This is a genomic window from Nesterenkonia rhizosphaerae (genome assembly GCF_039544555.1).
Taxonomy (GTDB): Bacteria; Actinomycetota; Actinomycetes; order Actinomycetales; family Micrococcaceae; genus Nesterenkonia; species Nesterenkonia rhizosphaerae.
Map to the genome: position 1 here is coordinate 62,428 of NZ_BAABLW010000003.1, position 21,583 is coordinate 84,010.

21 protein-coding genes are annotated in these 21,583 nt (G+C 63.1%); 6 read left to right on the forward strand and 15 right to left on the reverse strand.

Translation table 11 applies throughout. The features are described from left to right. Positions 1-12: 12 nt before the first annotated feature. Genes ABEA23_RS03810 through ABEA23_RS03830 form a run of 5 tightly spaced genes read right to left on the reverse strand, consistent with a single transcriptional unit; the run spans position 13 to position 4,934 of the window. Entirely contained in the window at positions 13-753 is a 741-nt protein-coding gene (locus ABEA23_RS03810) for a DedA family protein (protein ID WP_345476746.1), read from the reverse strand. A 7-nt stretch (positions 754-760) separates the two neighbouring features. Beyond that, positions 761-2,080 carry a thymidine phosphorylase gene (locus tag ABEA23_RS03815; RefSeq protein ID WP_345476747.1) on the reverse strand — a complete coding sequence of 440 codons (1,320 nt, stop codon included), beginning with the start codon at positions 2,078-2,080 and terminating at the stop codon, positions 761-763. After that, positions 2,077-2,496 carry a cytidine deaminase gene (locus ABEA23_RS03820; protein ID WP_345476748.1) on the reverse strand — a complete coding sequence of 140 codons (420 nt, stop codon included), beginning with the start codon at positions 2,494-2,496 and terminating at the stop codon, positions 2,077-2,079. Before ABEA23_RS03820 ends, ABEA23_RS03815 begins: the two co-directional genes overlap by 4 nt. A 10-nt stretch (positions 2,497-2,506) precedes the next feature. Further along, on the reverse strand, positions 2,507-3,778 hold the full coding sequence (locus tag ABEA23_RS03825) for an amidohydrolase (RefSeq protein WP_345476749.1): 1,272 nt from the start codon (positions 3,776-3,778) through the stop codon (positions 2,507-2,509). Beyond that, positions 3,768-4,934, reverse strand: coding sequence for a mannose-1-phosphate guanylyltransferase (locus ABEA23_RS03830; protein ID WP_345476750.1), 1,167 nt, complete (start codon positions 4,932-4,934; stop codon positions 3,768-3,770). Before ABEA23_RS03830 ends, ABEA23_RS03825 begins: the two co-directional genes overlap by 11 nt. Positions 4,935-5,246: 312 nt before the next feature. On the opposite strand from ABEA23_RS03830, the gene sdhC reads away from it, so the two are divergent. The 4 genes from sdhC to ABEA23_RS03850 all read left to right on the forward strand — a co-directional run bounded on the left by sdhC (position 5,247) and on the right by ABEA23_RS03850 (position 8,791). Beyond that, a complete protein-coding gene (gene sdhC / locus ABEA23_RS03835; RefSeq protein ID WP_260073693.1) occupies positions 5,247-5,633 on the forward strand; it encodes a succinate dehydrogenase, cytochrome b556 subunit in 387 nt (128 codons plus the stop codon). Positions 5,634-5,637: 4 nt separating this feature from the next. Beyond that, positions 5,638-6,150, forward strand: a complete 513-nt coding sequence (locus ABEA23_RS03840) for a succinate dehydrogenase hydrophobic membrane anchor subunit (protein WP_345476751.1) — start codon at positions 5,638-5,640, stop codon at positions 6,148-6,150. A gap of 62 nt (positions 6,151-6,212) precedes the next feature. Then, positions 6,213-8,000, forward strand: a complete 1,788-nt coding sequence (gene sdhA / locus ABEA23_RS03845; protein ID WP_044495957.1) for a succinate dehydrogenase flavoprotein subunit — start codon at positions 6,213-6,215, stop codon at positions 7,998-8,000. Beyond that, positions 8,000-8,791, forward strand: coding sequence for a succinate dehydrogenase iron-sulfur subunit (locus tag ABEA23_RS03850; RefSeq protein WP_345476752.1), 792 nt, complete (start codon positions 8,000-8,002; stop codon positions 8,789-8,791). The genes sdhA and ABEA23_RS03850 overlap by 1 nt, the downstream gene beginning before the upstream one ends. A gap of 87 nt (positions 8,792-8,878) precedes the next feature. Here the strand turns inward: ABEA23_RS03850 and ABEA23_RS03855 are convergent, their stop codons facing one another. The 6 genes from ABEA23_RS03855 to ABEA23_RS03880 form a co-directional block, all read right to left on the reverse strand. After that, positions 8,879-9,847 carry a hypothetical protein gene (locus ABEA23_RS03855; protein ID WP_345476753.1) on the reverse strand — a complete coding sequence of 323 codons (969 nt, stop codon included), beginning with the start codon at positions 9,845-9,847 and terminating at the stop codon, positions 8,879-8,881. Positions 9,848-10,120: 273 nt separating this feature from the next. Further along, positions 10,121-11,233 carry a YihY/virulence factor BrkB family protein gene (locus tag ABEA23_RS03860; protein WP_345476754.1) on the reverse strand — a complete coding sequence of 371 codons (1,113 nt, stop codon included), beginning with the start codon at positions 11,231-11,233 and terminating at the stop codon, positions 10,121-10,123. Positions 11,234-11,237: 4 nt separating this feature from the next. Continuing rightward, positions 11,238-12,245: a tryptophan--tRNA ligase gene (gene trpS / locus ABEA23_RS03865; RefSeq protein WP_345476755.1), complete on the reverse strand. Its 1,008-nt coding sequence runs from the start codon at positions 12,243-12,245 to the stop codon at positions 11,238-11,240. 126 nt (positions 12,246-12,371) lie between these two features. Then, on the reverse strand, positions 12,372-13,481 hold the full coding sequence (gene menC / locus ABEA23_RS03870) for an o-succinylbenzoate synthase (protein ID WP_345476756.1): 1,110 nt from the start codon (positions 13,479-13,481) through the stop codon (positions 12,372-12,374). 69 nt (positions 13,482-13,550) lie between these two features. Then, entirely contained in the window at positions 13,551-14,432 is an 882-nt protein-coding gene (locus ABEA23_RS03875) for an exodeoxyribonuclease III (RefSeq protein ID WP_425577108.1), read from the reverse strand. A gap of 104 nt (positions 14,433-14,536) precedes the next feature. Next, positions 14,537-15,091, reverse strand: a complete 555-nt coding sequence (locus ABEA23_RS03880; RefSeq protein WP_345476758.1) for a hypothetical protein — start codon at positions 15,089-15,091, stop codon at positions 14,537-14,539. Between the two features lie 271 nt (positions 15,092-15,362). On the opposite strand from ABEA23_RS03880, the gene ABEA23_RS03885 reads away from it, so the two are divergent. Beyond that, positions 15,363-15,701 (forward strand): hypothetical protein, encoded by a 339-nt coding sequence (locus tag ABEA23_RS03885; protein WP_345476759.1) that lies wholly within the window; start codon positions 15,363-15,365, stop codon positions 15,699-15,701. 133 nt (positions 15,702-15,834) lie between these two features. Here ABEA23_RS03885 and ABEA23_RS03890 read toward each other — a convergent pair whose 3' ends face one another. The 4 genes from ABEA23_RS03890 to ABEA23_RS03905 form a co-directional block, all read right to left on the reverse strand. Beyond that, entirely contained in the window at positions 15,835-17,283 is a 1,449-nt protein-coding gene (locus ABEA23_RS03890) for an MFS transporter (protein ID WP_345476760.1), read from the reverse strand. A 258-nt stretch (positions 17,284-17,541) separates the two neighbouring features. After that, complete coding sequence (locus ABEA23_RS03895; protein ID WP_049897780.1) at positions 17,542-18,201, reverse strand: hypothetical protein; 660 nt, start codon at positions 18,199-18,201, stop codon at positions 17,542-17,544. A 103-nt stretch (positions 18,202-18,304) separates the two neighbouring features. Next, the gene (locus ABEA23_RS03900; protein ID WP_345476761.1) at positions 18,305-19,612 is read right to left on the reverse strand and encodes an ABC transporter permease; all 1,308 of its coding nucleotides are present in this window, start codon (positions 19,610-19,612) and stop codon (positions 18,305-18,307) included. Next, positions 19,609-20,340 carry an ABC transporter ATP-binding protein gene (locus ABEA23_RS03905; protein WP_260073196.1) on the reverse strand — a complete coding sequence of 244 codons (732 nt, stop codon included), beginning with the start codon at positions 20,338-20,340 and terminating at the stop codon, positions 19,609-19,611. The genes ABEA23_RS03900 and ABEA23_RS03905 overlap by 4 nt, the downstream gene beginning before the upstream one ends. Before the next feature lie 139 nt (positions 20,341-20,479). Between ABEA23_RS03905 and ABEA23_RS03910 the strand changes: the two genes are divergently transcribed. After that, on the forward strand, positions 20,480-21,475 hold the full coding sequence (locus ABEA23_RS03910) for an ABC transporter ATP-binding protein (protein WP_345476762.1): 996 nt from the start codon (positions 20,480-20,482) through the stop codon (positions 21,473-21,475). The last annotated feature ends 108 nt before the right edge of the window (positions 21,476-21,583 follow it).

Sequence of the window (21,583 nt, forward strand, 5' to 3'; positions counted from 1 at the left end):
CTAACGCGCGGACTACTTAGTGTCGCCGTCCTCTTCACGACGACGGCGCAGATGGATCGGCGGCTCGATATCGGCATCGGCGGTGTCCTGATAGCCCTCCGGATCCAGGTGCACGCCCTTACGGTCCAGCCAGGCGGTGAAGAGCCGGAAGACCCGCTCGAAGACCCAGCCCAGCAGCACAGCCACTGCAATCGCCACCGGCAGGGCGATGAGCATATTGCCGAAGATTGCAGTGCCGGCAATGCCCAGGCCGGTCAGCCAGCTTGCCCAGACCAGCGAAGCTACTGCATCGATGATCAGGAACCGCCAGAGTGAGAACCCGGTGGCCCCGGCGACGAAGTTGATGGCCACCCGGCCACCCGGAATGAACCGGCCCACGAAGATCACTAACACCCCGCGTTTATCCAGCTCATGCCGGGCCCACAGCAGGGTCTTGACCATGGCAGGTTTGCGCATCCAGCGGAAGCGGCCCCGCCCTTCCAGCATGCCGCCGCCGATCAGCCGACCCAGCTGATAGGCCACTGCATCACCGAGCACTGCCCCGGCGGCGGCGACCAGGATGACCCAGATCCAATGCGGTGTGCCGGGCTGGCCCTGCACGGAGCCCAGCCCCACCACCAGAGTGTCCGAGGGCAGGATCGGAAAGAACCCGTCACCCACGCAGAAGGCAAAGAGCCCAATGAGGGTCCACCAGCCAGAGGCTGCCTCGAGGATCAGCTCATTGAGCAGATCCAGGTAGTCCCCGATGCCCATAGGCTGCTCAGAGGTCCGCGGAGGTGATGCGGGCGTGGATCAGGTCCGGCAGCTCCACAGGTCCGCCGGAGGCGTCCACGTCGATGGCCCCCTCCAGTGCCTCTTCGGCACGGCTGATGCGAGGTTCCTCGTCGGTGTAGAGGCTCAGCAGCGGCTGACCGGCGGTGATGGTATCCCCCGGCTTGGCGTGGATCCGGATGCCAGCAGCTGCCTGCACCGGATCTTCCTTGCGACCGCGGCCAGCGCCCAACCGCCAGGCAGCCACCCCCACCGCATAGGCGTCCATACGGGTCACTGTTCCAGAAACTGCTGCTGTGATGGTGTGGGTGTGCTTGGGCTGCGGCAGCGGAGCGTCGGGGTTGCCGCCCTGTGCCGCCACCATCGCTCGCCAGGAGTCCATGGCCTTGCCGTTGCGCAGATGCTCCCGCACATCAATTCCGGTGATACCCACACCGGCCAGCATCTCTTCGGCCAGCGCCGCGGTGAGCTCCACGACGTCGGCGGGTCCGCCGCCGGCCAGGACCTCCACTGATTCCTCGACCTCCACACCGTTACCGGCGGTCAAGCCCAGCGGGGTGTTCATCTCGGTGATCAGCGCAGTGGTGTTGACCCCGGCGTCGGTGCCCAGGGCCACCATGGTGCGGGCCAGTTCGGCGGCGTCGTCGTAGGACTTCATGAAGGCACCGGTGCCGGTCTTGACATCGAGCACCAGGGCATCGGCGCCCTCGGCGATCTTCTTCGACATGATGGAGCTGGCGATCAGCGGAATGGACTCCACGGTGCCGGTGACATCGCGCAGTGCATAGAGTTTCTTATCCGCTGGGGCCAGCCCGGAGCCGGCGGCGCAGATCACCGCACCGACACTGTCCAGCTGAGCGAACATCTCTTCATTGCTCAGGTGCGCACGCCAGCCGGCGATGGCCTCCATCTTGTCCAGGGTTCCGCCGGTGTGGCCCAGCCCGCGTCCGGAGAGCTGCGGGACAGGAACACCGAATGATGCCACCAGCGGTGCCAGCGGGAGGGTGATCTTATCCCCCACACCGCCGGTGGAGTGCTTATCTGCGGTGAGCCGACGGCTGCCATCGGCTGCTGTGAGCCCGCTGAAGTCCATGCGCTCCCCGGAGGCGATCATCGCCGCAGTCCACTGCGCGATTTCCTCGCGGTCCATGCCGCGCAGCAGGATCGCCATGGCCATGGCGCTCATCTGCTCCTCAGCCACACGTTCATCGGTATAGGCACCGATCAGCCACTGGATCTGGTCCTGGCTCAGTCGTCCGCCGTCGCGTTTGGTGCGGATGAGGTCGACGACGTCGAAGGTGCGGCTCATGCGATGTTCTCCAGGTCTCGGGGGCCGAAGGCTTCCGGCAGGAGTCCTTCAATGGTGGTGATGCCAGCAGCTGTCTTGATCCATAGCGTTTCGCCGGCGAACTCGTAGAGCAGCTGACGGCAGCGCCCGCAGGGGGTGATGTAGTCGCCGTCGGCGTTGACGCAGGTGAAGGCGCGCAGCGTGCCGCCGCCGGTCAGCTGCAGCTGGCCCACCAGGGCGCATTCAGCACAAAGTCCCACGCCGTAGGAGGCGTTCTCCACATTGCAGCCGGTGATAATGCGGCCGTCCTCGGTGAGCGCGGCGGCCCCCACCGGATAGCCGGAGTAGGGCGCGTAGGCGCGGGTCATGGCCTCGCGCGCAGCCGAGGTCAGCGCAGCGAAATCCACTCCGGGCGCGATGGCAGAAGTCTCAGACATGAGATCAATCCTAAGAGGTGGAGTGAACGGCAGCCTCGGCCACGGCGGCCATGACTTTGACGCCCACCGTGATGGCGCCCTCATCCGGGGTGTAGTCGCCGCGGTGCAGATCGTATTCTTCTCCGCCAGGAGTCTTAGTGCCCAGACGGAACATCGATCCGGGGATTTCGTGGGTCATCCACCCGAAATCCTCGCCCCCCATGGACTGTTCGGCCAGGACCACGCTCTTCGGCGCCAGCACGCGTCGGGCGGCCTCTTCGATCAGCGATGTTTCGGCCTCGGTGTTGTTCACCGGCGGGACCCCGCGCACATGATCCAGGGTCACATCCACCCCGTAGGAGGAGGCTGCCTGCTGCACAACCGGGGCCAGCACTCCCCCGGCCTCTTTCCACGCGCCGGCGTCCAGGATGCGCATAGTGCCATGCAGGATTCCGGTGGAGGGGATGGCATTGGCTGCGTTGCCGGCCTGGATATGCCCCCAGACCAGGGAGACTCCGGAGCGGACATCGATCCGCCGGGCCAGCACCGCAGGCACGCTGGTGGCGATATGCCCCAGCGCTCCCACCACGTCTTCGGTCAGATGCGGACGCGAGGTGTGCCCTCCGCGTCCGGTGACTTCAATGCGCACAATGTCCCCGGCGGAGGTGATGGGACCGATTCGAGTGCCGATGGAGCCCACGGTCAGCTTCGGGTCACAGTGCAGGGCGAAGATCTGCGGCAGCGGCTGAAGCAGTCCGAGCCGGACTACCTCTTTGGCTCCGCCGGGCATGGTCTCCTCTGCGGGCTGGAAGATCACCCGGATACGTTTGCCCAGGCCCTGCCGGTGACCTGCGGAGATCCGCTGGGTGTGCAGGCGCTCCAGGGTCAGAGCCAGCCCGAGCATCACGGTGGTGTGAATGTCATGGCCGCAGGCATGGGCGGTGCCCTCAACGGTGGAGGCATAGGGCAGACCGGTGGTTTCGGTGACAGGCAGAGCGTCGATGTCGCCGCGGAATCCTGCCGCGAACTCGGCTCCCTCGGGTCCGATGTCCACATAGGCACCGGTGGTCTCCGGAAGCGGCTGGGGGTCCAATCCGGCCTCGCGCAGGGTGGTCAGGATCCGTTCGGTCGTGCGGGTCTCCTGGAAGCTAAGCTCCGGGTGAGCATGGATGTCCCTGCGGAATTCCACCAGCCGCTGCTGCAGTTCAGCGATGATCTCCTGGAGGCCTGCGGCTCCGGCAGTGGCCCGCTCAACTTCTGCGTCCACCTTCGCGGTGGTGTCAACGTCGCCCTCAGAGGACATCGCTGTCTCCCTTCTCCTTCAGCGCCTCCACTGCTTTCTTCACGCTCTGGGCGTGATCTGTGGTGGTGACCAGAAGAGCATCCTCGGTGTCGACCACCACAATGTTCTCCACCCCGATAAGAGCCACCACGCGCTTGGTTTCGGACACTACGACGCCGGAGGCCTCCTCGGAGTACACGCGCGCCTTTTCTCCCAGGACCGTCATGGACTCCTGATCCGCCGCCGGGTTCAGACGCGCGATGGCGGCGAAGTCCCCCACATCGTCCCAGGTGAAGTCACCAGGGATGACCACGACGTCGCCGGCGGCGGCGGCCGGTTCTGCCACGGCATAGTCGATGGCGGTCTTGGGCAGCTGCGGCCAGATCCGGGCCACGACCTCGTCCTGCTCCTCGGTCCCCCAGCTGCGGGCGATCTCGGTCAGCCCGGCGTGCAGCTCAGGCTCAGTCTGCTGCAGGTGCTGCAGCAGCAGATCCACCGGCGCAACGAACATTCCTGCGTTCCAAAGGTAGTCGCCGCTGTTCACGTATTGCTGGGCGATTTCTTCGCCGGGCTTCTCCACGAACTCCACCACTTGCTGAGCGTGCGGGGCGCCGTCGGCCTCAAAATGCTCACCGGCCCGGATGTAGCCGAAGCCGGTGGAGGGGTGGGTGGGAGTAATGCCGATGGTGACGATCTTGCCGGCGGAATCTGCGCTGGGGGCAGCGGCGGCTACCGCTTCGCGCACTGCCTCCTGGAAGACATCAACGGGGGCGATGACCTGGTCAGCTGCGAAGGAGCCCATGATGGTGCTTTCGCCGCGTCCTGATGAGAGATCGCGCTGGTGGAGGATGGCCGCTGCCAGTCCGATGGCGGCCGCGGAGTCCTTCGGCTCGGGTTCAAGCACCAGATCCGCTGGCTGCAGCTCCGGGATCTGTCGGCAGACCGCCTCGCGGTGCTTGATTCCGGTGACCACCATCATTCGCTCGCCTGCCAGCGGGCTGAGCCGTTCGTAGGTGGAGCGGATCAGGGTGGTGCCGCTGCCGGTCAGGTCATGCAGGAACTTCGGTGCATCGGCTCGAGAGAGCGGCCACAGTCGGGTGCCTACTCCTCCTGCGGGGATCACGGCGTGGAAGCGTCGCAGCAGGGATTCGGTCAGCGGTTCAGTACGGGAAGTCACGTGACCAAGGGTAACGGTCTGGAGGATGCCGGCATTGCGACAGAACGTTGCATCTTTTCTACGTGTTGTAGAAAAACTGGTGCTGCGGCGGTTTTTCCGATCCCTGTGCGCACAGGGCTAGGATGATCTGCGCAACATTGACATATCAGCAGCGCCGCGGCCTACGTCGCGGGCGCCGGTGCCTTAGGCTTGTGTCTAAGATCGCAGCTCGCACAGGCGTCACATCAGGAGGCTTCGCCGCGATCTGATGACCGCACCCAAGAAAAGGTGAAGCTTCAACGCCATGCGACGACGCAGGGAGGTTTACAACAGGTGACGCAGACAAAAGGCACCCTCTATAAGGGCCGCGAAGGCATGTGGTCCTGGGTGGGGCACCGGATTACCGGTGTCGGCATCTTTTTCTTTCTTCTGGTCCACGTGCTCGACACATCGCTCGTGCGCGTCTCACCAGAGGCATACGACGCCGTGATCGGCGCGTATAAGAACCCGATCATGATTCTCGGTGAAATTGGCTTGGTGGGCGCCATCGTCTTCCACGCATTCAACGGCATCCGGGTCATCCTGGTGGACTTCTGGAAGCAGGGCACCCGCTACCACAAGCAGATGTTGTGGATCGTGCTGGCACTTTGGTTCGTGACAATGGCCGCCTTCACCGTCCGACACCTGATGCTGTTCCTCGACGGCTGGGGAGGATTCTAGAACTATGACCACCGCAAACTCTGAAGCAGTGCTCCCCGCGCAGGGCATCGAGGCCCCGCGCTCGGGACGCATCGACCCTAAGTACCTGCGCAGGTCTTCATCCACCTCCGGCAGCTTCGAGATGGCCGCATGGGTGTTCATGCGTGTCTCCGGTGCCGCTCTGGTGGTTCTGATCTTCGTTCACCTCTGGGTCAACCTCATGGTGGGCGACGGCATCCACCAGATCGACTTCGCGTTCGTCGCCGGCAAATGGGCGAACCCGGTGTGGCAGTTCTGGGATCTGACCATGCTCTGGCTGGCCATGCTGCACGGCACCAACGGCATGCGCACCATCATCAATGATTACGCGGAGAAGGACTCCACCCGCATGTGGCTGAAGTCGATTCTCTTCCTCTCCGCCACCGTCATCATCGTCCTGGGCACCATGGTGATCTTCACCTTCGAGCCCTGCCTGATGAACGAAGCCGGTGAGCTGATGGAGCGCGCGCCCTCGTTCTGCCAGAGCGCAGTTCAGTAACGCGTAAGCCGAAGTCACCCGAGAATACGCACTAGCACCTAAGAAAAGAGAGCCGAAAGCAGATGCAGGTTCACAAGTACGACGTCGTGATCGTCGGCGCCGGCGGTGCGGGTATGCGCGCCGCCATCGAATCCGGCCAGCGCGCGCGCACCGCCGTGCTGACTAAGCTCTACCCGACCCGCTCCCACACCGGTGCCGCCCAGGGCGGCATGTGTGCGGCGCTTGCCAACGTCGAGGAAGACAACTGGGAATGGCACACCTTTGACACCGTCAAGGGCGGTGACTACCTGGTGGACCAGGATGCAGCGGAGGTCATGGCCAAGGAAGCCATCGACGCCGTGCTGGACCTGGAGAAGATGGGACTGCCCTTCAACCGCACCCCCGAGGGCAAGATCGACCAGCGTCGGTTCGGCGGACACACCCGTGACCACGGCAAAGCCGCCGTGCGCCGGGCATGCTACGCCGCAGACCGCACCGGTCACATGATCCTGCAGACGCTGTACCAAAACTGCGTCAAGCACAACGTCGAGTTCTACAACGAGTACTACGTGCTGGATCTGCTCACCGTGGAAGAGGACGCAGTCCGCGAGGACGGCACCCCCTTCAAGCAGAAGCGCGTGGCAGGCGTGGTCTCCTATGACCTGGCCAACGGCGAGCTGCATATCTTCCAGGCAAAGTCCGTGGTCTTCGCCTCCGGCGGCCTGGGCAAGATCTTCAAGACCACCTCCAATGCCCACACCCTCACCGGTGACGGCATGGCCATCGCCTACCGCGCAGGCATCCCGCTTGAGGATATGGAGTTCGTCCAGTTCCACCCCACCGGTCTGGCCGGCCTGGGCATTCTGCTCTCCGAGGCTGCCCGCGGTGAGGGCGGCATCCTGCGCAACTCCGAGGGTGAGCGCTTCATGGAGCGCTACGCACCCACCATTAAGGACCTGGCCCCGCGTGACATCGTGGCCCGCTCCATGGCGAATGAGGTGCGCGAGGGACGCGGCTGCGGTCCGAACAAGGACTACGTGCTACTGGACCTGACCCACCTGGAGCCGGCTCATATCGATGCCAAGCTCCCGGATATCACCGAGTTCGCCCGGACCTATCTGGGTGTGGAGCCCTACACCGAACCGGTGCCGGTCTTCCCCACCTGCCACTACGCCATGGGCGGTATCCCCACCAACATCAAGGCGGAGGTGCTGCAGGACAACGACACTGTTGTCCCCGGCCTCTACGCCGCCGGTGAGGTCGCTTGTGTATCCGTGCATGGGTCGAACCGACTGGGCACAAACTCGCTGCTGGACATCAACGTCTTTGGTAAGCGCGCGGGTATCTACGCTGCTGAGTACGCGCAGACCGCTGACTTCGTGGAGCTGCCGGAGAACCCGCATACCTTCGTGGAATCCCAGCTGTCCATGATGCGTGATGGCAATGGCGGCGAGCGCGTGGCCACGCTGCGCAGCGAGCTCCAGGAGACCATGGACGCCAATATGCAGGTGTTCCGCTCCGAGGAGACCATCCAGGAGGCACTGACCAAGATCGGTGAACTCAAGACCCGCTACAAGAACGTCCAGATCCAGGACAAGGGCCGTCGCTTCAACCTGGACCTGCTCGAGGCCGTGGAGCTGGGCTTCCTGCTGGACATGGCGGAGGTCATGACTGTCTCCGCTCTGCACCGCAAGGAATCCCGCGGTGGCCACTACCGCGAGGACTACCCCGAGCGCGACGACGACAACTTCATGCTTCACTCGATGCTGTACAAGGACGAGGAAGCTGAAACCGAAGGCATCAAGGGCATCCGGTTTGACACTAAGCCGGTGGTCTTCACCCGCTACGAGCCGATGGAGCGTAAGTACTGATGAGCACCCCCACTGTTGACGCCGCTGAGCCGGCATCCAAGATTGACCTCAACGAGTCGGGCGAGGGCGCCGGCGCCGTCGAGAGCTTCGAGATCACGCTGAAGGTTCGCCGCTATGACCCCGAGCGCGCTGAGGACGCGTGGTGGGATGAGTGGCAGCTGACCATGTACGGCACCGACCGTGTGCTGGATGCCCTGCACAAGGTCAAATGGGAGATCGACGGTTCGCTGACCTTCCGGCGCTCCTGCGCCCACGGCATCTGCGGCTCCGATGCGATGCGCATCAACGGACGCAACCGCCTGGCCTGCAAGACGCTGCTGAAGGATCTGGACACTTCCAAGCCAATCCTGGTGGAGGCCATTAAGGGTCTGCCGATCGAGAAGGACCTGATCGTGGACATGGAGCCATTCTTCCAGTCCTACCGCGAGATCATGCCTTTCCTGGTCAACAACTCCCCCGCCCCCACCGCCGAGCGGCTGCAGTCCCCTGAGGACCGCGCACGTTTCGATGACACCACCAAGTGCATCCTGTGTGCAGCCTGCACCAGCTCCTGCCCGGTGTTCTGGACCGATGGCCAGTACTTCGGTCCCGCAGCGATTGTGAATGCTCACCGCTTCATCTTCGACTCCCGCGACGACGCCGGCGATATGCGCCTGGAGGTCCTCAACGATAAGGAAGGTGTGTGGCGCTGCCGCACCACCTTCAACTGCTCGGACGCCTGCCCGCGCGGCATTGAGGTCACCAAGGCTATTCAGGAAGTCAAGACCGCAATCCTGACTCGCAGCCTGTAAGTCAGGTTCTCTTAAGTCCCTGACTCATAGGCATAGTGATGGCCCCGCTCCGTTTGGACCGGGGCCATCACTATGCGGTGCCGCTGTCTACTGCAGGCGCTGCATCATCAGCTGCTGGAACTCCTCCTCACTGATGATGTCTTCCTCAGCGGGCTCCTCAGGAAGCTCGGTGCTGTCCCAGTCGCTGAAGATGATGCTGAGGTCATCGCCGTCAGTGCCCTGTGTCATGGAATGCAGGTACGGCCTCTCCTCATCAGCCACGATCACCAGCTCAGAGCTGTCATCTCCGCTGTAGACCCACACGGTCTGACCATCTCGCTCTTCGACGGTGCCTTCCTCTGAGAATTCATCCGTCCACTCATCCTCATCGATCTCATCCAGGACATCAGCCAGACTTCCCAGGTCATCCTCCTGACCGGTATCGATCCAGCGCCCGTCAAGATCCTCGCGCAGCGCCTCAAGATCGAACTGCTCAAGCTGATCCTGCGGTAACTGCGATTCGAAGATGCTCAACAGCGAGTCTCCGGAGAAGTAGGCCGCGTTGTCCACGGTCATCACCGACATCTGCACGCCCTCGGCAGACACCTCAGCCATTGCCAATGATCCGTCTCCAGCGCCCCGATAGACCATCTGCAGGTCCTCGGCATTCTCCAGCTGTTCCTCCGCCTCGTCATCGAGGTCCTCGGCATCCTCGGCTTCCTCCAGGTCAGGATCCTCAGTGTCGCTATCGGAGCCCTCATCTGCGAGACCAGGGACGCTGCCGCTGGCGGTGATAGTTACCGATTCTGCCTCATGCAGTGTCTGAGTCACCTGATCCTGGATCTCAGACAGCAAGGGAGCTTCCTGGGAGACCGCCTCCTGGGTTTCCTCACTTGTGCCCTGCGTCCCCGGATCAGCGGCCTCACCGGTCTCTCCCTGAACCTCGCCGGGCTCTTCGGTTCCCTGGGTGTCGTCCCCGCCGCAGGCAGTCAGGGCCAGTGCCCCGACCAGCCCCAGGCCAAGCGCCAGTCGCACCTTGTCCGAATTGATCAGTCCGTTTCTGCTGATGCTGCTCACTGCGGTCTCCTCTTCTCCATCGATGACGATGGCGATCTGTGTGGTTGTAGAAGTTCAGCTGCTCGAACATGACCGTCTGGAGTTCAGATTCGGCGATGCTCTCCTTAAGTGCCGGCGCCTGGGTGGAAGGCGTGGTCTCTATGCCAGCCTATGCACAAGAATTCGCCCGGCCGGGATCGAGAAAGCACATTCCAGGGATTTCCCAGGATACTTTTCCGCTTTATCCAGCTAGTTTCCCGTGGCAGTGCCGGACACGTGGTCGATGTCGGCGGTTCATCCCACCTTGGCGCTGTGATCAGCGGCGGCAATCGCACCCCAGGCGGAGGCCACCAGGTAGACCAGGCTGAAGAGGTAGAAGTAGAAGAAGAGTCCCAGCACGGTGGCAAAACCTGCCAGCAGAGGGGCATCGGCATAGTTCTGCAGCAGCTGAGTTGAGCCCAGGCGCAGCATTGAGGCACCGATACCGGCAATCAGCGCCGACTGCCAGAGGACGCTCACCGGGATACTCAGCCGAGAGGCACCGCGCATCAGGACCACCGCCATGAACATATCCAGCCCGAAGGCGATCACCAGCGAAGTGACCCTGGTCAGCCGCGAAGCTACGCCATCAAGCTCCCAGCCCAGAAGATGCAGAATCTCCTCGATGAAAAGTGTGGTGACGACTCCGATGACCGCAGTGCTCAGCACGATGATCACCAGCACCAGCATGATGCCCAGATCCCGGGCTTTGACCACCAGCACATTCTCAGCCATCAGCGGGCGCTCCCAGATGCTGCGCATCCCCGAGCGCAGTCCATGCACCCAGCTCAGCGAGGTCACTACTGCCACCACCAGCGAGACCAGAAGGGCAAGATTCAGACCACGGGTCTGAAAGAGTTGTTTAGGGGTGGCCAGTCCGTCTTCGCCGATGATTCCCGGGATGGCGGTGTTGACCGCACGGACGATCAGCTCTTGGTACTCCTGGTTGCCGCCGATGACCAGTCCGGCAATGGCGAACCCCGCAAAGAGCATCGCAGCGACGGAAAAGAACATCATGTACGCTGCGCCGGCGGCCATTACTGTGCCGTAGTGGAAGAAGAAGAGATTGACCGCGCGCAGCAGACGGGTGCGGTTGGCACGAGCGAGACCCCAGCCCAGGGCGGGCAGGACCAGGCCGAATCCGCCCTTACCTTCCCGGCGCGCCCGGCCATAGGCCATCCGGGCTTGGAGTTCCTCCTGCTTGAGTCGTTCGACATCCAACGGGTCAATCTTCGCGCTGACCTCGCGGTTTTCATCGTGCCGGGCTATCCGAGCACGGGCGCTGTCCAGAATGCCGCCGGTGTTCTGCTGCTGATTTCCCGCACGTCCGCCCACGGGACGCGGTCGGAGTCGGGAGGGGTAGGCCATAGTGCTAGGCAGCGGAGGCCGGCAGGAAGCCGATCCTCTCATAGGCGGTGGCCAGAGTTTCAGCAGCGACGGCGCGGGCCTTGGCCGCCCCTTTGGCCAGCAGCGCGTCAAGCTCAGCGGGATCATCCAGCAACTGGAGCGCACGGTCCCGGATGGGCCCCAGCTGGGCCACGGCGATATCTGCGAGGTCCACCTTCAGGTGACCGTACATTTTGCCTTCATACTCAGCAACGATGTCCTCGATCGCTTTGCCGGTGAGGGTGGAGTAGATCGTCAAGAGGTTGGAGATGCCCGGCTTGGACTCACGGTCAAAGCGGATCTCAGCGCCGTCGTCGGTCACTGCTGACTTCAGCTTCTTAGCGATCTGCTTATCGGTGTCCAGCAGGTTCAGCAGCCCGTTGGGCGACTCGGCGGATTTGGACATCTTGGCGGTGGGATTCTGCAGATCATAGATGCGGGCGCCGGCTTCCGGAATCACCGGCTCAGGCACCCGGAAGGTCTCGCCGTACCGGTGGTTGAAGCGCTGAGCCAAGTTACGGGTGAGCTCCACGTGCTGCTTCTGATCCTCCCCCACCGGCACCCCGTGCGGCTGGTACAGCAGAATATCCGCAGCCTGGAGCATGGGATAGGTGAAGAGTCCGACGCCGGCAGAGTCTGCGCCCTGCTTAGCCGATTTGTCCTTGAACTGGGTCATTCGCCCGGCTTCGCCCATGCCGGTCAGGCAGGTCATGACCCAGCCCAGCTGAGCGTGCTCGGGCACATGGGACTGCACGAAAAGCGTGGAGCGCTCGGGGTCGATGCCGCCGGCAATGTACTGTGCGGCCGTGCGACGCACCCGCTCGCGCAGCTCCTGCGGCGGCTGGGGCACGGTGATCGCGTGCATATCGGGGATGAAGAAGAAGGCGTCGTACTCCTCCTGCATGCGCACCCAGTTGACCAGCGCACCAAGGTAGTTCCCCAGGTGAAGGGAATCAGCAGAGGGCTGCATTCCGGAGAGTATGCGCTGCGTCACGATGGTCCTCACTAGTCAATTGGTACGTCCACGACAGATCTGTGCGCCCGGATCGCATGGATCGAGCGGGCGCACAGCCAGTCTAAAGGCAGCGGCAATTCGCTGCGGAATGATGAGCCTCTTCCTTCAGCGCCAGTCGGTGCTGAAGGAGGAGACGGTGAGCTCGTCAAGAAGCTGCTGCTTGACCGAAAAACCCAGTCCCGGTGCCGTGGGAACCGCCACCACGCCGTCGTCCATGGTGACTTCGGGCTCAATGATGTCCTCTGCCCAGTAGCGGGCAGACGGCGCAGTATCACCGGGCAGTGTGAAGCCCTCCAGCGACGCGATGGCCACATTGTGGGCTCGACCGATGCCGGTCTCCAGCATGCCGCCGCACCAGACATCGATACCGTGCTGACGGCACAGCTGTTCAATCTTCAGCGACTCGGCGATGCCCCCGACCCTGCCGATCTTGATATTGATAATCCGGCAGGAGCCGAGCTCGATCGCCTGCCTGGCATCCTCGGCGCTGTGAATGGACTCATCCAGGCAGACCGGGGTGCGGATGGCGGCCTGCAGGTGGCGGTGGTCGACGATGTCATCATGAGCCAGAGGCTGTTCCACCATCAGCAGATCCAGCTCGTCCAGAGCCTGGAATAACTCCAGGTCCGCCATGGTGTAGGCGGAGTTAGCATCGGCCATGAGCACCGCATCGGGGAACTCGGCACGGACTGCGCGCATCATCTGCAGATCACGACCGGGGGCGATTTTGATCTTAATCCGCTTATACCCGGCATCCACTGCTGCACCGACAGTGTCGATCAGGTCAGCATCAGTGGGTTTGATACCAATGCTCAAGCCCACCTCCACCGCGTCTTTGGTGCCACCGAAGCTCTGTGCCAAGGACTGATTCTCACGCTTGGCCCAGAGGTCCCAGATCGCGCCCTCTACTGCGGCTTTGGCCATATTGTTGCGCTTGAGCGGGCTCAGCGCCGCGGAGACCTCCCGCGGGTGGCTGATCTCCAGCCCCTGGAGTCGCGGCAGGATGTAGTCCTGGATGACCAGGGCGCAGGTGCTGGTGGTCTCCTCGGAGTACAGCGGCTCCGCGAGCGCCACGCACTCTCCGTAACCGGTGACTCTGCCGCTGTGGGCCTCCACAATGAGCAGGTCCCGGTGGGTCTGAGTGCCGAAGCTCGTGGTGAAAGGCGTGAGCATCGGCAGAGTCATTCGCCGGACGGTAACGGATTCCAGCTGCATAGGGCCTCGTCTCTTCTGGTGCGATCTCTCATCTGTCAGAGACCGCACGACGACGCCGGGCGACCTCCCTTAAGGAAGACGGTAGTCGATGACCAGCGGTGCGTGGTCAGACCAGCGCAGCGAATAGTCTGCGGCGCGGTCCACCTTGGGGTTGGTGGCCAGCTCCGCGAGAGCCGGGGTGGCCATGTGGTAGTCGATGCGCCAGCCGGTGTCGTTGTCGAAGGCCTTCCCACGGTAGGACCACCAGGTGTAGGGGCCGTCCACTTCCCCGGCCAGCGTGCGGGCCACGTCCACATACCCGGCTTCGCCGAAGTACTGATCGAAATAGGCACGCTCCTCGGGCAGGAAGCCGGAGTTCTTCACATTGCCCTTCCAGTTCTTGATGTCGAACTCGCGGTGGCCCACGTTGAGGTCACCCATGACCAGCACATGGTCGGTGCGCCGGGCCAGCTGCGGAAGGTACTCCAGCATGTACTGCAGGAAGCGCATCTTGTGCTCCTGCCTTTCGGTGCCGACCTCGCCGGAGTGCACGTACACGCTGGCCACCGTCAGCGTGCTGCCGTCGCCGAGCTGATAGTCGGCTTCGATCCAGCGACCGTCATCTTCTGGGTGGCCCTCACCGATACCGGTGCGGGTAGCCAACGGTGCCTGCTTGGAGACGATAGCCACCCCGGCACGGCCCTTCTGCGAAGCCTCGTGCTCGTGGATGTGCCAGGTCTCCCCGGTGGATTCGGTCATCTGCTGGACCAGCTTGGTCAGGGTGGCACCGTCGGCGCGGACCTCCTGGAGGGCCAGGATGTCGATGTCGCGTTCGGCCAGCCACTCGCCCATGCCCTTGCGATGGGCCGCACGGATGCCGTTGACGTTCACGCTTGCGATCCGGCTTAAGTCCTCACCCTTGGGATCGCGGATGATGTGCGGGCTGGTCTCTGCGGGGGTCTCAGTCATCATTTCCTCAAAAGGTCAGCAGCGTGTGTCAGCAGGGCTTGTCAGCAGGGTGTGTGGGCGGCGTGCGATCGGATGTGGTGCCGTAGGTGGCGTGCCAGAGGTAGCGCTCAGTCGACGATTTCGCCAGAGACGGTGCCCCCGGCGTCGTCGTCACGGTTCTTCTTCCGTCGGCCCACCAGATCAGCGAGCATGTCCCGGCCGTTGTGGGAAGTGATCTCCATGGTCTCCAGGGCACGGTCCACCATCTCCCTATCCGCGTGCTCACTCTTGGCCAGCTCCTGCTTGATCACCCGGGCCTGGACCTGGACGATCTTGAAGGAGTGGTCCAGCTTCAGGTTGCGGGCGTGGGTGTCCTCATCAACGACGACGGCGCCCGGGTCGCCTCCGGTACGACGGGCAGCTGCGTCTGCGCGAGCTGAGTCAACGGCGTCGCCGAATTTGCGAGCACCGCGCTGAAAGGCGATCACCATGATGGTGGCCAGCAGCAGCCAACCACCGGCGATGACCACCAGGATCCAACCGATGATGTCGTTCTGGTTGGCGGCGAAGACCAGCGCGACCAGCAGCACGGTGATCATCACGGCGAAGACGATGCCGGTGCCGCGGCGGCCGGCGTTGCGCAGAGCAGCAGCTCCGGAGGGCAGGGAGGGGGCAGAACTCATGGGCGCAATTATCGCGTGTTGACGGGATCGATGCGAATCCCGCTATTGGGACCTCTCAGGCGGCACGAGTAGTTCCGTAGGGCAGTCAGCCCGAAGCCTGAGTGGTTGGTTGGCGATCTGCGTTTGCCAAGGGCGAAAGGAACCGGTGCGGAGGTGCCCCCGGTGTGGACGATTCGCTGAGCTAAAACGTGGGGCAGAGCACATTGTCCACACGAGCCAGAGCATAGGATGAACTCGGACCATTCCAGCTAGGCATCCCAAGGAGCGGACTATGACCGTGCTTCCCGAAACTCCCACCGCCGACGGCGCCGAACGCACCACCTGGATGCGCCGTTACACGCTGGATCCTGCACTGGCTGATGAGTTCATCGAGTTCCTCACCACTGAGGTCTTTCCCGCCCGGGAATCCCTGGGCTTCACCATCGAGTCGATGTGGCTGGATGCCGATAAGTCCCAGTTGACCTGGTTCGTCTCCCGCGCAGGTGGATCCGAAGAGTTCGCCGCGGCAGAGAAGGAGTGGGAGGACTCAGAACTTCGCGCTGGCATCTTCGCAGGCCGTCCGAAGTACGTGACCGCGAAGGATCTGCGCGAGGTCACCCGCCTGCGCTGAGCTGTGCTGTTTATGCTGTGCTGTGCTGTTTACGCTGAGCCGAGACGGTCTGTGCTGAGCAGGGCCGGTCTGGACTGAGCAGGGTCGTCTGACCACAACAGTGCCGCCTGCGCAGCTCGTTGACGGCCTCGGCCTATAGGCTCGTAGATTTTGCCCTACGGGCCGCGCCTATGGCGGCCAGCACCGAGAAGACCATAATGCCGGCCAGCACCAGTGAACCGATCTGCATACCGGCCTGATGGCCGCCCTCACCCGCTACCAGGAAGTAGATGGCGGTGACCATGGCGATGCCGATGGCCGTCACCACGCGCTGGGCGGTCTGTGCCACCCCGCCAGCTGCCCCGGCCATATTCTCCGGCACATCCTGCATGGATAGGGTCTGCGCGCTGGGGATGATCAGTGCCTGGGAGAACCCGTTGAGACCAAGTGCCAGGGCGATCCACCATAGTGACCCGTAGTCGGTGTCCATCAGCGCGGTCGCAGCAGCCAGCGCCAGCATAGAAGCCACCGCTGCGACGGTTCCCACCACCAGCATCGCCGGGCCGCTGTGCTCCACGCGCTTACCCACCTGCGAGGCCAGAAGCGTGACCATCACAGCACTGGGCAACGTGACCAGACCGGCAATGAAGGCCCCCTCGCCCAGTCCCTGCTGGACATAGATGGCCACGATGGCCCAGATCGCCGGCATCCCGGCGAAGTAGAGGATCAGCACTGCAGAGTTCCAGGTGTAGCTGGGCAGTGCGAAGAGCCGCAGGTTCACCATAGGGGCTTCCACGTCGCGCTCCCCCAGGCGTTTCTCCCAGACCAGCCACAGCATCAGCAGCCCGACGCCGGCCAGTCCGAGCACCAGACCCAGCAGGTTCTGGAACTGAATGAAGGGCAGCATCACCATCACGATCGCGGCCGCCAGAAGGACCACCCCGACTGGGTCCAGCCGGCGCAGTCCGCGCGGGGAACCGGGCGGCAGTGCTGCCGGCGCATCGTCGTCGTGCGGGGCAGGCAGCCAGAGGAAGGCCGCCAGCAGCCCGATCCCCACCACCGGCACATTCACCAGGAACACCATCCGCCAGCCGAAATCCGCCGGCGCGAAGTCGATGAGGACTCCCGCGATCAGTGGCCCCAGCGCCACGGCCAGCCCGATCACTGTGCTCATCAAACCGTAGGCGCGGCCGCGGGCGCTACCGGTGAAGAGCCGCTGAATCATGCCGATGATCTGCGGCACGAGCATGGATGAGCCAAGGCCCATGAGAATGCGCATGACATTGAGCATCTGAGGGCTGAGGGAGAATGCAGCGATCAACGAGGTCAGCCCGAAGACCGCAACGCCGGCTAGGAACATTCGGCGCCTGCCCCAGAGATCTCCCGCGCGGCCGGCTGGTACCAGACCGATGCCAAAAGCCAGCGCGTATCCGGAAAGCACCCATTGCAGGTCTGAAGAGCTTGCGCGGAGACCTTCCTCAATGGCAGGCAGAGCCACCATGACCGAAGAGATACTCATCAGGGAGGCAAAAAGCGGCAGCAGCAGCGCCGTCATGACTCGACGCTGCGAAGGTGCCGGGCCTGTCTGCGGGTTGGGACTCACTGCTTCACTCTATCCCTCTAGTTGCAGACCGCAACGAAGTACGACGGCGTCGTACTCGGCGTCGGTCTCGGTTTGTGTTGAGTGGTCACTTTGTCCGTGACGATGGGCCGCTGGGCCGGTTCTTAGCGGACAAACTGACCACTCGGCACCCGCTGCGGCCGGTGGCTATGGGCGGGCGTTATAACGGATGACGACGAGAAGAGCCCCGAGCCCTCCGCGCATGGCGAGGAGGACCGGGGCTCTCTCAACGGGTGAGGATCAGCGGTTGAACTGCTCCAAGTAGGCCTTGACCTGGCCGTTGAATGCCAGGACCAGCCAGTAGATGTTCAGGGCGACCCAGGCGACGGTCAGCGCCAGGCTGACCAGGCCCATCCCGCTGGTCATGGCGCCGGAGTCCATCAGCAGCCCGCCCACGGTGAACACGGTGCCCAGGATGGCCAAGACTACGCCGGTGATGCGGGCCCAGTTCTTCTTAGCACGCAGGCCGAAGTACACCAGCAGGTAGAGGCCCACGGCAATGACCGTCAACACCACAGCCAGGCCGACGCTGAATGCCATCGCGGCGTTGATGTCGTCGTCGGTCACCGGCATGTTCATCGCTGCGAACTGGTCACGGATGACCTGCTCGCTCTCTGGGGTGAAGATGCTCATCAGACCGAAGATCTGGGACAGCACGTAGACGCCCAGCGACGCAAGAGTCAGGGTCTTCAGGGTGCGGAACTTATTCGGTTCCTCCATCGGAGCCCCGTAGCCGGCACCGGGGTTGTAGGCCTCGGTGCCGAATTTGCTCGGCTGTCCCCCGGGCTGACCAGCAGGCTGACCCGAATAGGGGTTGCCTGGGGTCTGCGGTCCAGCTGGGTATCCGGGATTACCAGGATTGCCCCACTGGGGCGAATTGTCATTGGGAGGGGTGCTCATCGCTACTCCTTAGCTTGCTTGTGATCCGGTGTGTTTCTGACCTTCAGCTCAACGCTTCCAACCGAAGCTGGACGTATCCTGAATAGTCACTGATATCGCTTGGCTACTCGTACCGCAGGGCCTCGATCGGGTCCTTCTTTGCAGCGCGGGCTGCTGGAAGGGTTCCCGCCAAGAAGGCGATGACGATAATCACGCCGAGGATGGCCAGCAGTGCAGGGACGTTCAACGCGAAGAGGGTCAACCCACCAACGGTGCTCAACGGTCCGCCTGATCCAGTGAGCCATCCATTGGCCAGGAATCCTCCGCCGAGCCCCAGTGCCACACCGATGACCGAGCCGAGGATGCCGATCACCACTGCTTCCATCGAGAAGAGTCCGAAGACCTTTCCAGACGACATACCCAGGGCCTTCATCAGGCCGATCTCTCGGGTGCGTTCCTGCACGCTCATCAGCAGGGTATTCACAATGCCGAAGCTGGCTGCCAGGAGGGCGATCAGTGCGAAGCCGTAGAGCACCCAGGCGATGGCGTCGATGACGCTTTGGATAATGCCCAGCATGTCCTCCAGGGTCATACCGACCATGCCCTCATCCTGCAGAGCTTCCTTGAGTCGCTGCTCGTTGTCGGCGAGGCCATCCACATCCGCCACTGCCTGGACATAGGCATCGGGACGCTCGATGTCCAGACCGGAGTTCTGGATTTCGTAGAGCTCGTCGTTCAGCGCGTGGGAGGGCATAGGTGCCCCACCGATGCCGGCGAGGTTCTGGGTGGACACACCCACGATCTCCGCTTCGACAGTGTCCTGCTCCAGGACCATGTTGGATACGCCGATCTCTACGGTCTCGCCCAGGGCGATCTCCGGATCGATGTCCTCGTAGTCGGCGGCGTCCTCATCAAACATCGTCAGCCAGGTATCCGGGATCGTGATCTCCATGGCATCGCGAGAGGGGGCATCACCGGCCACCAGCTCCATGGCCATAGAATCGGCCGGGAATCCGAGGCTGCTCAGGGTGTACTGAGTGCCTTCGGCTTCAAGGTAGTCCGGGCTGACGAAGAAGATGGGGTCAACATTGGTGACTCCTTCAATGCCCTCGATGGTCTCGATGTCTTCATCGGAGAGCATCGCCTGACCGAATTCGGACTCCTGGTGGGCGGCGTCGGGATCATATTCCTGCGGCCCCGGTCCGGTGTCCTCGCCCATGCCCATGGCAGCTGCCGGCATGATGAACAGCTGGTCCTCATCGCCATAGCCGGCCACCATGTCATCAACGGTCTGGTTCACACCGGCCGCCAGACCGGAGGTCACCGTCAGGGTGAAGGCACCGATGACAATAGCGATCACCGTCAGCGCCGTGCGCATCTTCGAGCGCATGGTGTTGCCGAATGCTGTGCGTGCTACATCAAATGACTTCACTGGGCGTCCTCCTGGTGGCTAGCCTCAGCGGGCAGGCTCGAGCCGGTCTCTTCGCGCACGATCAGGCCGTCCTGCATGATCAGGCGTCGCTGGCACTTAGCGGCCAGGTCTTCGTCATGGGTCACTACCACCAGGGTGATGCCGTGGTCACGATGCAGCCCGAAGAGGATGTCCTCCACGATCTCACCGGTATTGGTGTCCAGGTTGCCGGTGGGCTCATCGGCAAACAGCACCGAGGGGTTGTTGATCAGGGCCCGGGCGATGCACACGCGCTGCTTCTGGCCGCCGGAGAGATTAGTGGCCTTGTTCTTGGCCTTATCCGCCATCTCCAGCTGCTCCAGGGCAGCCATACCGCGGCGGTTGCGCTCAGCAGTGCCCACACCAGCAATCTTCAGCGGGAGGGTCACATTCTCCAGCACCGTCTGGTTCGGGTTGAGGAAGAACTGCTGGAAGACAAAGCCGAAGGTCTCGTTGCGCAGCTTGGAGACCTGCTTGGGCTTCAGCTTGTTCACCGGCTGGCCCTCAAGGGCGACGACGCCCGCGGTAGGTGCATCAAGCAGGGCAAGGAGGTGCATCAACGTGGACTTGCCCGAGCCGGACTTGCCCACGATCGCCACCGATTCGCCCTGGTGGATCTCAAAGGTCAGGCCTTTGAGGGCGTCGAAGCGTGATTCGCCCCGCCCATAGACCTTGACCAGGTTCTCTGTTTCGAGAACAGGTGCAGACATGTTTCCCTCTCTGAAAGGTGGGAGTGTGTACTGAAGTCATTCTTCAGGACTACTCCCTCGCCGTCGTCCTCCTTAGGGGTGAATTCGGTCAGAGAAATTGACCGATGACGTGTCCATGGCCATGTGTAAGCTAAGTCTCATGCCCACCGCTGCTGCCCCCGCCACACGTGCGTCCGCTGACTCATCGCCTTCACCCGCCATTGAAGCCGTGGACCTGACCAAGCGCTACGGCGATTTCACCGCCGTTGACGGCATCACCTTCAGCGTCACCCGCGGCGAGGCCTTCGGCCTGCTCGGCCCCAACGGCGCCGGAAAGTCCACCACTATGCGCATGATCGCCGCTGTGGCCGCCCGCACCTCTGGGCAGATGAACGTCGCTGGCCTCGATCCTGAGGTGGAGGGCCCGCGGGTGCGGGCTCGGCTGGGCGTGATTCCGCAGCAGGACAACCTGGATGAAGAGCTCACGGTCCGCGAGAACATCATCATGTACGGCCGGTACTTCGGGCTGCCGCGCCGATACCTGCTGGCCAAGGCCGATGAGCTGCTGGACTTCGCTCAGCTCAGCCACAAGGCCTCAGCTCGGGTGGAGGACCTCTCAGGCGGCATGAAGCGCCGGCTCACCATTGCCCGGGCCCTGGTCAATGAACCTGAGATCCTGCTGCTGGATGAACCCACCACCGGACTGGACCCGCAGGCCCGCCATGTGCTGTGGGACCGGCTGTTCCGGCTCAAAGAATCCGGCACTACGCTGGTGCTGACCACCCATCATATGGATGAGGCCGAGCAGCTGTGCGACCGCCTGGTGGTGGTGGACCACGGCACCATCATGGCCGAGGGTTCACCGGCCGGGCTGATCCGCGAGCATTCCACCCGCGAGGTGCTGGAACTGCGCTTCGGCATGGACCGCAATGCCGAACTGGCTGAGCACCTGGAAAAGATCCTGGGCGACGACGACGCCGCGGGCTTCAGCCATATCGAGGTGCTGCCGGACCGCCTGCTGGTCTACGCAGGCCAGGCTGAGACCGCGTTGGAGAGAATCCACGCGGCTGGACTGAAGCCCATGACCTCGTTGGTCCGCCGTTCCTCCCTAGAGGATGTCTTCCTGCGCCTGACGGGACGGTCCCTCATTGACTGAGTTAGTCCCGCGGGCGGGGGAACCCCGCCACGCTCTCGGCCCGCTGCAGTGGCGCGGGCCTTCACACCTAAAGACCCCCGGTTGTGGCCACGGCCTGAAGCGGAGTTT

Excerpts from the sequence above, each read along its gene's own strand:
- ABEA23_RS03810 (WP_345476746.1), bottom strand. The coding sequence starts at position 753 with ATGGGCATCGGGGACTACCTGGATCTGCTCAATGAGCTGATCCTCGAG.
- ABEA23_RS03815 (WP_345476747.1), bottom strand. The coding sequence starts at position 2,080 with ATGAGCCGCACCTTCGACGTCGTCGACCTCATCCGCACCAAACGCGAC.
- ABEA23_RS03820 (WP_345476748.1), bottom strand. The coding sequence starts at position 2,496 with ATGTCTGAGACTTCTGCCATCGCGCCCGGAGTGGATTTCGCTGCGCTG.
- ABEA23_RS03825 (WP_345476749.1), bottom strand. The coding sequence starts at position 3,778 with ATGTCCTCTGAGGGCGACGTTGACACCACCGCGAAGGTGGACGCAGAA.
- ABEA23_RS03840 (WP_345476751.1), top strand. The coding sequence starts at position 5,638 with ATGACCACCGCAAACTCTGAAGCAGTGCTCCCCGCGCAGGGCATCGAG.
- sdhA (WP_044495957.1), top strand. The coding sequence starts at position 6,213 with ATGCAGGTTCACAAGTACGACGTCGTGATCGTCGGCGCCGGCGGTGCG.
- ABEA23_RS03850 (WP_345476752.1), top strand. The coding sequence starts at position 8,000 with ATGAGCACCCCCACTGTTGACGCCGCTGAGCCGGCATCCAAGATTGAC.
- ABEA23_RS03860 (WP_345476754.1), bottom strand. The coding sequence starts at position 11,233 with ATGGCCTACCCCTCCCGACTCCGACCGCGTCCCGTGGGCGGACGTGCG.
- menC (WP_345476756.1), bottom strand. The coding sequence starts at position 13,481 with ATGCAGCTGGAATCCGTTACCGTCCGGCGAATGACTCTGCCGATGCTC.
- ABEA23_RS03875 (WP_425577108.1), bottom strand. The coding sequence starts at position 14,432 with ATGATGACTGAGACCCCCGCAGAGACCAGCCCGCACATCATCCGCGAT.
- ABEA23_RS03880 (WP_345476758.1), bottom strand. The coding sequence starts at position 15,091 with ATGAGTTCTGCCCCCTCCCTGCCCTCCGGAGCTGCTGCTCTGCGCAAC.
- ABEA23_RS03885 (WP_345476759.1), top strand. The coding sequence starts at position 15,363 with ATGACCGTGCTTCCCGAAACTCCCACCGCCGACGGCGCCGAACGCACC.
- ABEA23_RS03895 (WP_049897780.1), bottom strand. The coding sequence starts at position 18,201 with ATGAGCACCCCTCCCAATGACAATTCGCCCCAGTGGGGCAATCCTGGT.
- ABEA23_RS03905 (WP_260073196.1), bottom strand. The coding sequence starts at position 20,340 with ATGTCTGCACCTGTTCTCGAAACAGAGAACCTGGTCAAGGTCTATGGG.
- ABEA23_RS03910 (WP_345476762.1), top strand. The coding sequence starts at position 20,480 with ATGCCCACCGCTGCTGCCCCCGCCACACGTGCGTCCGCTGACTCATCG.